The following is a 7,243-nucleotide window of genomic DNA, read 5'->3' as shown; positions in this document are numbered from 1 at the left end:
CCCCGGACACCCCGAACACCGCGAAGCGGTCCAGGCCGAGTGCGTCGGCCACGGCCGCCACGTCGGCGGCCGCGTCGGCGACCCGGCGGCCCTCGTGCGGGGTGGAGCAGCCGAATCCGGGCCGGTCGTAGGTGATCAGCCGGACGCCGAGCTCGCGGAACAGGGAGTCGTCGGGGTGGCGGGCCAGCCGGCTCATCGGGCTGCCGTGCAGGTAGACCACCGGTGTCCCGCCCGGTTCCCCCCACTCCTCGACCGCCAGCGTCCGACCGCTGTCCAAGATCACTTCGCGCATGGCGGCCAAGCTAGCCCCGCCGCCGGTGCGTCGGCCAGGGCGTTCATTCACGGCAGAACGGCGAGGAACTCCAGCAGGGCACGGTTGAAGGCCTCCGGCTGCTCCACCCCCGGCAGGTGCCCGGCCCGCTCGATCACGGCGAGCCGGGCGTGCGGCGCGAGCGCGCACATCGCCTCGGCCTCGGCGACCGGGGTGTAGACGTCGTCCTCGCCGACCAGCACCAGGCAGGGCACCTCCTCGGGCAGGGCGCGGAGCACGGGCCGGTAGTCGGGCCGCTCGGCCCGCCCGCGCAGGGCCGCCGCCGCTCCCCCGGGGTCGGTGGCGCACATCATGGCGGTGACCCGGGCGGCGGCCTCCGGCTGGCCGGTCACGTTGTAGGGCGCCAGCATCTTGTCAATGACCTCTTCGGTATACGGACGCATACCCTCCGCAAGGAGCCGTTCGGCGAGCTTCCGGCGGAACTCCTTGCCGTCCTCGGTCTCCGGAACGGGGGAGGTGTCGGAGAGCACGAGGGCCCTCACCAGACCCGGGTGGCGCAACCGGAGCTCGAGTGCGATCTGCCCGCCCATGGAAACACCTCCGACGACCGCCCGTTCGATTTCCAGGTGCCGGAGGAGAGCGGCCAGGTCGTCTGCGAAGTCCGCGAGCAGGGTCCGCTCCCCGACCGCCGGGTTTTCCCCGTATCCCCGCAGGTCAGGGGCTATGACTCGGTAGCCGGCGGCGGCCAGCGCGGTCGCCTGGGGCGCCCAGATCGACCGGTTGAACGGGTGTCCGTGGACCAGCAGGACGGCCTCCGCGCCCCTGGGACCGAAGTCATCGGAAAACGATGCCGCGCCATTGCCAAATTGGGGGTTCATGAGAGGACTTTAAGGGGCTACATTGAGCCACTCGCGTTCACCTGACAGCCCGTTGCCTTTCACCCGCGTTTTGCGCGGGGGGTGACGTCAGGAGCGCACACTGTGCAACCACCCCACCGCCCAGAAGGACCGAAGGCTCCGTGCCCGTACCCGTACTCCTCGCCGGCCGCTCCGTGCGGCTCGAGCCCCTCGCCCCCCACCACACCGAGGCCCTGGCCGTGGCCGGGGCCGAGGATCGTACGACTTACGCCTTCACTCCCGTTCCGCACGGGTTGCAGGCGTCCCACGAGTACATCGACCGTGCCCTCGCCGATCAGGCAGCGGGTCGATCGCTTGCGTTCGCCGTCGTCAGAGCCACTGACGGTCGGGTGGTCGGTTCGACCCGCTTCCTGGAACTCGACTACTGGCAGGGGCCGCTGGTGTGGCCCGCCGTCCCCGGGGTCCCCTTCGGTGATCCGGCGACCGCGATCCCCGATGCCGCCGAGATCGGGAACACCTGGCTGTCCCCGGGCGCCCAGGGCACCGGCATCAACACCGAGGCGAAGCTGCTCATGCTGCGCCACGCCTTCGAGACCTGGGGCGTGCGGCGGATCTCGCTGCGCGCGGACGCCCGCAACGGGCGCTCGCGCGCCGCGATGGAACGTCTCGGCTTCACCTGCGAGGGGGTCCGCCGGGCCCATTCGCGGGGGCTGGACGGAGCGGTGCGCAGTACGGCCTTCTACTCGGTCCTCGACGAGGAGTGGCCCACCGTCCGCTCGGTCATCGAGCTGCGGCTCTCCAGCGCCGCCCCGCGCCGCCGCCGTCGCCGGACGCTGATCCCGGCGTAACGGTCCTGCTGCGCCCCGGCCCGGCCCTCGCCCCCGCCTTCCCCCGCTGGTTCAGCCGAGGAAGGCGGGGGCGAGGGCCGAGTCCGCCAGCCGGACGGGGGCGCCGCTCCCGTCGGCGGGCAGGGTGTACAGATCGGCTCCGAAGTCGCCCGGCAGGGAGTAGACGAGGGTCCGGTCGTCGCGCCACACCACCTGGTCGTCGACGCTGCGCTCCTCCGCGAGCGGGGTCTCCCGCATCGAGGCCAGGTCCAGCACGTACAGCCGCCACGGCGCCTCGGCGGGCAGTCCGGGCACCCGCTTCTTGAACACCAGCCGCGTCCCGTCGGGGGACAGCGAGGGGCACTCCAGGTTCTCCCGCAGGGTGGTGACCGTGCGCGCGGCCAGGTCCCCGCGGACCAGGTAGGTCCTGCCGCCGGTGGCGAGGGTCGCGTAGAAGGCCTTCTCGTCGGCGGTGAAGGTCACGCCCCAGAAGTTCACGTCGGCGTTGCGGTACTCCCTGCCGTCCTTGAGGACCGTGAAGTCCTCCAGGGAGGCGTCGAGCTTCCCGGTGCGCAGGTCGAGCAGCGAGGTGCGGGTGGAGAAGTCCGTGCCGGCGTACGAGTCCCCGCCGACGAAGACGGTCCAGGCGGCGAGGTGTCCGCCGGGCGAGACCCGGGCGCGGGTGGGGATCCCCGCGAGCGGGTGCGCCGACACCTCCTTGAGGGCGGCGTCGAGGACGACGGCCCGGTAGCTCTCCTGGACCCCGCCCTTGTCCGCCCGTAGGCAGATCCCGGTGCCGGCCGCGGCGTGGAAGCGCAGGCAGTTGACGCCGGAGGCGGTACGGGGGCCCCCGGGCGCGTCGGGCCGCGGCGGTGGCGAGCTCGTCGCGGTGCGGGCCCCAGGCCATGTTCCGGAAGACCATCCGGCTGCCGCCGCCCGGGGCCAGGGACACCTCGCCGCGGGTGACCTGCGGCCCGCCGGCGCGTGCCCGGTCCTTCTCCGCGCGCGAGGAGGCCCGCACGACGGCTTCACCCCCACTCCGGCGAGCAGCACGACGGCGGTGACCAGGATCAGGATCCGGCGCTGGAGGGTCATGGGGGCCTTTCGGGGAGGGGGGTCAGGCCTGCGGGGCGGCGGCGGGCCGCAGCCACAGGCATCCGGCGAGGGCCACGGCGAGCAGGACCGCGGCCACGGCGAGGGCGGGCCGGGCACCCCAGAGGGTCCAGGCGGCGCCGAAGCCGAGGGAGGCCGCGAACCGGGCGAGGGCCTGGCCGGTCTGGACGAGGGCGAGCCCGCCGCCCCGGTGCTCCTCGGGGACGGCTCCGGCCGCCTCGGCCATGAGCACGCCGTCGGTGGCGGCGTAGAAGCCGCCGTGCAGCAGGAGCACCGCGTAGGGCAGCGCCGGGTGCTGGGCGCCGGTGAGCAGCAGCGCGTACACGGCGAGCAGCGCGAGGTGGCCGCCGAGGAAGACGGTGCGGCGGCCGACGCGGTCGGCGAGCCTGCCCAGCGGCAGGGCCAGCAGGAAGAACGCGGCGGCGGTGCCCAGCGGCAGGAGCGCGAACCAGCGGTCGGCGATCCCCGCGGCGCGTTGCAGCAGCAGGAAGACGAAGGCGTCGCTGACGGTGCACAGGCCCAGGAGGAGGGCGCAGAGGCCGGTCCGGCGCAGGTCGCGGACGCGGAGCAGGCCGAGGGCGCCGCGCAGGGACACGGGGGCGGCCGCGGCGGCGGGGGTGGTGCGCCGGCCGGGTACGAAGAGGACGAGCACCAGGACGCCGAGCGCGGCCACGCAGGCGCTGACGGTGAAGACGGCGTCGTAGCCGTCGGTGGCGCCGCGCAGGATCAGGAAGGCGAGGAGCGGTCCGATCAGCGCGCCGGCGGTGTCCATGGCGCGGTGGACGCCGAAGGCGCGGCCGCGTTCGGCGGGGTCGGCGGCCAGGGAGATCAGCGCGTCGCGGGGTGCGGTGCGCAGGCCCTTGCCGGTGCGGTCGAGGGCGAGGACGGCGCCGATGGCGGGCAGGGTGTGGGCGAGCAGCAGCAGCGGCTTGCACAGGGCGGAGAGGCCGTAGCCGATCCCGGCGAGGGCCTTGTGGCGGCCGAAGCGGTCGCCGAGGTGACCGCCGGTGAGCCGGACCAGGGCGCTGACGCCGTTGTAGAGGCCGTCGAGCAGGCCGAAGCCCAGGGGGCTGAGGCCGAGTCCGGCGACGAGGTAGAGCGGGAGCACGGCCGTGACCATCTCGGAGGAGACGTCGGTGATCAGGGAGACCGTGCCGAGGGCGAGGACCGTGGGGGCGAGGGCGGCGTGCCGCCCCGGGCCGGTGCCCGGGGCGGCGGCCTGCGGCTCGGCCGGGGCGGGGGTACCGCGACTGTCCGCGACGTACATGGTCAGGAGGCCCAGATCCCCGTGATGTCCTTGGCCGTGGCGGCGTTCCCGGCGTGGGTGGTCAGCCCGGCCAGGCCCTCCAGGGTCCGCAGCACGTCGTAGTGGTTGTAGGTGGTGGAGGAGGTGGAGCCGGGGGTGACGGGCTGGCCGTACAGGACGGTCGGGATCTTGTTGCCTGCGAGCCGGTTGTCCTCGTCGAAGGTGACGACGAGGAGGCTGTTGTGGGTCTTGGCCCAGTCCGCGTAGGCCTTGAGCTTGTTCTTGAGCCACGTGTCGCCGGTGCCGACGGAGCAGTCGTGCATGTCGTTGCACAGGTCGGGGACGACGAAGGACACCTTGGGGAGGGTGGTGAAGTCGGTGGGGAACTGGGCCATCGTCTTCGCCGTGCTGGTGGGCACGTTGGAGAAGGCGAACCAGGGGTTGTGCTTGCGGGCGTACTTGCCGCTGGAGCAGGTGGTGGAGCCCTGGCTGGGCAGGCCCTCGTTGTAGCTGCCCCAGCTCTTGCCGGCGGCGATCAGCTCGGAGGCGAGGTTGGGGGCGGAGCTGAAGCCGGGGGTGTAGCAGCTGTCGCCGGTGACGCCCTGGTGGGAGCCGGAGAACAGCTGGAGGTAATTGGGCTGGCTGGGGTGGGTGATGCCGTAGGAGTTGGTGAGGCTGGCGCCCCCGGCCTTCAGGGAGTTGATGTAGGGGGCGCTGGAGCTGCCGATGACCTGGTTGTAGGCGTGGTTCTCGAAGACCACGACGACGGTGTGGTCGGGGGCGGGCAGGCCGGCCGCGTGCGCGGGCTGGGCCGTGCCGATGCCGGCCCAGAGGGCGGCTCCGGCGGCGGTGGCTCCGAAGGCGGTGGCGAGGGCGGTCTTGCGGCGAGGCCGTGAAATGGTCATGCCAAACACGGGGACATACCTCCGGGCGTGGGGAAGGTGCGGGGGTCTCGGGCGGCGGCGCGGACGCACCATACCCACCGTCATGTGCATGAGCCAGGGATGCTTGGATAACGGGAAGGGAACACCGGGGGCACCGTGGGTGACGGGTAATGAGCTCCTCCACGGAATCCCAAGAGAAGTAAAAATGAGGAACCCAGCAGCGCTGTCGTTCATCATTCGAACGGAAGCAGACCATCCCCAGACGGGGCAGCAACAGCCGGAGAGCCACCGCACATGTCGTACGAACCCGACGGCCAGGACCAGCCGCCGTACCGGCCGGACGGGCAGCAGCCCGGCCGGCAGCAAGGCCGACAGCAGGGCCCGCCGCAGTACGCGCCCCAGGGAGGCCGCCCCCAGCAGCCGTCCGGCCGCGCCCCGCAGGGAGCGGGCCCCTACGGCGGCCCGCCGCAGGGCCGTCCGCAGCCGCCCCGGCCCCCGCAGGGCCAGGACCAGTACCGCCCCGGCGGCTTCGACGAGCCCACGCAGGCCCAGCCCCGCTACGAGCGCCCCGACTACGAGCCGCCCCGCTTCGAGCAGCAGCACCCCGGCCAGGGGTACCAGCCGGGCCCGGGCCGGCCCCCGTACGAGCAGCCGCAGTACGGCTACTCCGAGCCGCCCTACGGCGAGGAGCCGCGCCGCAAGTCCAAGGTGAAGCGCTGGATCATCGCGGGCGTCACCGTCCTGGCCCTCGGCGGCATCGCGGCGGGCACGATGGCCTACTTCGAGATACCCCCCTTCACCGACAAGGGCAAGGAGGTCTCCTTCGGCGGCGGCGCCGACAACAAGGGCGGCGGCGCGGCCAAGCAGGCGCCGAACTCGAAGATGTCGATGCCCACCGGCCCGAAGACCGACTTCAAGAACACCTCGACGCTCAGCGACGGCACGCAGATCGGCGTGGCCACCGTCACCGGCAAGAAGTCCGGCTTCACGGGCAAGGTCTGGGTGTGGGCGCCCAAGGAGTACAGCGACCCCAAGTTCGCCAAGAGCGGCTTCCCCGTCATGATCGCCCTGCCGGGCGGCCCCGGCTTCCCGGGCAACTACTGGATGGGCACCGACCTGGGCCTCCAGACGAGCATCAGCAAGTGGTACCACGAGGGCAAGGGCAAGCCCTTCATCCTCGCCATGCCGGTGCTGAACCCGGCACCGGACGACGGGGGCGTCTACTGGGACGGCTCCGACATCCCCGGCCAGCCCAAGATGGGCACCTGGCTGACCGAGGACGTCCCGGACCTGATGCGGGAGAACTTCCGCACCATCAAGTCCCGTGACGGCTGGGCCTTCATGGGCTCCTCCACCGGCGGCTTCGCCGGCCTGAAGGCCGTGCTGAAGCACCCGGACAAGTTCAAGGCCGTGATCGCCTCCGGCCCGGACATCGTCCCGGACTCCTCCCTGTGGAAGGGCCACGACAAGGAGAAGGCCGAGAACAACCCGGAGCTCCTCGCCAAGCAGCTCATCGACAAGAAGGGCCCGGACGTCTACCTGGCCTTCCAGGTCGGCGACAACGAGAGCAACAAGAAGACGCTCCCGGACGTGCAGAAGTTCGTCCAGACGTACACCAAGGGCCCGATCCACACCAGCCTGAGGGTGATCCCCGGCGGCCAGCACAACGCCAAGACCTACGTCCCGAACATGGGCCTGGGACCGATGGAGTTCATCAGCAAGGTCATGGAAGGACCAGTGGAGTAACGGCCTCCGCGCCCCGTACTGCCTCCGGCTCCGGCCCGTCGAAGAACTTCGGCGGGCCGTCGCCGTCCCAGGGCGCCCAGCCGGGGTCCCCGGTGGCGGCGAAACGGACCCAGGCGCCGTGCATCTCGTCGGCCAGCGCCTGCGGGGCGTCCGGGCCGGCCAGCCACGTGGACTCCGGTTTTTCTCAGCGAGTCGAAGACGAACCCCAGTTCCAGGGCGTGGCAGGCACCCAGCCCCGGTACGCCGCTGGGCCAGCGGAACTCGTAGAGGTGGCTCGGGGCCGGGCGCGGCGCCCCGGC

6 protein-coding genes and 2 pseudogenes are annotated in these 7,243 nt (G+C 72.4%); 2 read left to right on the top strand and 6 right to left on the bottom strand.

What is annotated here, in order from left to right:
• Both SSNG_RS38265 and SSNG_RS31215 read right to left on the bottom strand, forming a co-directional pair.
• Positions 1-292: alpha/beta hydrolase (locus SSNG_RS38265; protein ID WP_007267944.1), on the bottom strand; the 292-nt coding region annotated here is incomplete at its 3' end.
• A 47-nt stretch (positions 293-339) separates the two neighbouring features.
• Positions 340-1,149 carry an alpha/beta fold hydrolase gene (locus SSNG_RS31215; RefSeq protein ID WP_007267943.1) on the bottom strand — a complete coding sequence of 270 codons (810 nt, stop codon included), beginning with the start codon at positions 1,147-1,149 and terminating at the stop codon, positions 340-342.
• A 140-nt stretch (positions 1,150-1,289) separates the two neighbouring features.
• Here SSNG_RS31215 and SSNG_RS31210 point away from each other — a divergent pair, with 140 nt between their 5' ends.
• A complete protein-coding gene (locus SSNG_RS31210; RefSeq protein ID WP_007267942.1) occupies positions 1,290-1,976 on the top strand; it encodes a GNAT family protein in 687 nt (228 codons plus the stop codon).
• Positions 1,977-2,027: 51 nt separating this feature from the next.
• Here SSNG_RS31210 and SSNG_RS31205 read toward each other — a convergent pair.
• From SSNG_RS31205 to SSNG_RS31195, 3 genes and pseudogenes are all read right to left on the bottom strand, one after another.
• Positions 2,028-3,050: pseudogene (locus SSNG_RS31205) on the bottom strand (hypothetical protein).
• A 22-nt stretch (positions 3,051-3,072) separates the two neighbouring features.
• A complete protein-coding gene (locus SSNG_RS31200) occupies positions 3,073-4,335 on the bottom strand; it encodes an MFS transporter (RefSeq protein ID WP_007267940.1) in 1,263 nt (420 codons plus the stop codon).
• Between the two features lie 2 nt (positions 4,336-4,337).
• Positions 4,338-5,219, bottom strand: a complete 882-nt coding sequence (locus SSNG_RS31195; RefSeq protein ID WP_128637240.1) for an alkaline phosphatase family protein — start codon at positions 5,217-5,219, stop codon at positions 4,338-4,340.
• Positions 5,220-5,492: 273 nt separating this feature from the next.
• Here SSNG_RS31195 and SSNG_RS31190 point away from each other — a divergent pair, with 273 nt between their 5' ends.
• Complete coding sequence (locus tag SSNG_RS31190) at positions 5,493-6,944, top strand: alpha/beta hydrolase-fold protein (protein WP_007267938.1); 1,452 nt, start codon at positions 5,493-5,495, stop codon at positions 6,942-6,944.
• Here the strand turns inward: SSNG_RS31190 and SSNG_RS44265 are convergent.
• Positions 6,922-7,243 (bottom strand): annotated as a pseudogene (locus tag SSNG_RS44265) (carboxylesterase/lipase family protein); the annotation flags it as partial. The gene SSNG_RS31190 and the pseudogene SSNG_RS44265 sit on opposite strands and share 23 nt — an antisense overlap.

The sequence above is a fragment of the Streptomyces sp. C genome (assembly GCF_000158895.1).
Lineage (GTDB): Bacteria > Actinomycetota > Actinomycetes > Streptomycetales > Streptomycetaceae > Streptomyces > Streptomyces racemochromogenes.
This window is presented reverse-complemented; position numbering and strand designations above follow the sequence as displayed.

Excerpts from the sequence above, each read along its gene's own strand:
- SSNG_RS31215 (WP_007267943.1), bottom strand. The coding sequence starts at position 1,149 with ATGAACCCCCAATTTGGCAATGGCGCGGCATCGTTTTCCGATGACTTC.
- SSNG_RS31200 (WP_007267940.1), bottom strand. The coding sequence starts at position 4,335 with ATGTACGTCGCGGACAGTCGCGGTACCCCCGCCCCGGCCGAGCCGCAG.
- SSNG_RS31195 (WP_128637240.1), bottom strand. The coding sequence starts at position 5,219 with ATGACCATTTCACGGCCTCGCCGCAAGACCGCCCTCGCCACCGCCTTC.
- SSNG_RS31190 (WP_007267938.1), top strand. The coding sequence starts at position 5,493 with ATGTCGTACGAACCCGACGGCCAGGACCAGCCGCCGTACCGGCCGGAC.